Below are 823 nucleotides of genomic sequence, written 5' to 3'. Positions count from 1 at the left end.
CCATCATGGAAAACGTTGCGCTTATTGGTATTGATCTCGGTAAACACTCTTTTCACATTCACTGTCAAGACCGGTTCGGCAAGGCTCTTCTTCGCAAGAAGTTCAACCGGACAAAGCTCATCGAATCCCTCGCAACTTTTCCTGTATGCACCATCGTCATGGAGGCATGTGCCGGAGCCCATTACATGGCTCGTCGGCTGGCTGAATTTGGGCATGAGAGTAAGCTCATTTCGCCTCAATTCGTGCGCCCATTCGTCAAGAGCAACAAGAACGACTTCATCGATGCTGAAGCTATTTGCGAGGCCGCCTGCCGTCCCTCCATGCGGTTTGTAACGCCCAAGACCGAAAGCCAGCAAACGTTGGGAGCACTGCATCGTGTGCGCGAATCGTTTGTGCGCGATCGGGTTAAGGCATCAAACCAGATACACGGCTTTTTACTCGAATTTGGCATCAGTCTGCCCGTCGGTCATGCCGCCATCAAGCGCCTGCCTTCTGTGATGGCTGAACACGAGTTACCAGCGCGACTGATTACCATGTTGGAGAGGCTGCATGCCCATTTCAAGTATCTGGAGCAGCAAATTGCCGAGATCGACAAGGAACTGGCCAGCCAGCTTGGCGATGACGATCTTGGTCAGCGTCTGATGACAATCCCTGGTGTCGGCCCGATCACTGCCAGCGTGTTGGCCGCCGAGCTCGGTGACGGAAAACACTATCGATGTAGTCGTGATTTCGCGGCGTCAGTCGGATTGGTGCCACGCCAGTACAGTACTGGGGGCCGGGCAAACCTGAAGGGTATCAGCAAGCGTGGCGACAAAAATCTTAG

General features: G+C 53.8%; 1 protein-coding gene. It reads left to right on the top strand.

Annotated features, from left to right (window positions below; translation table 11 throughout):
* Positions 1–5: 5 nt before the first annotated feature.
* On the top strand, positions 6–823 hold an 818-nt coding region (locus PG887_RS22495; RefSeq protein ID WP_201997858.1), incomplete at its 3' end, for an IS110-like element ISAeca3 family transposase.

The organism is Aeromonas sp. QDB14, assembly GCF_027707845.1.
Taxonomy (GTDB): domain Bacteria; phylum Pseudomonadota; class Gammaproteobacteria; order Enterobacterales; family Aeromonadaceae; genus Aeromonas; species Aeromonas caviae.
The sequence above is the reverse complement of the archived record's forward strand: the minus strand, read 5'-3'. Positions and strand labels throughout refer to the sequence as shown.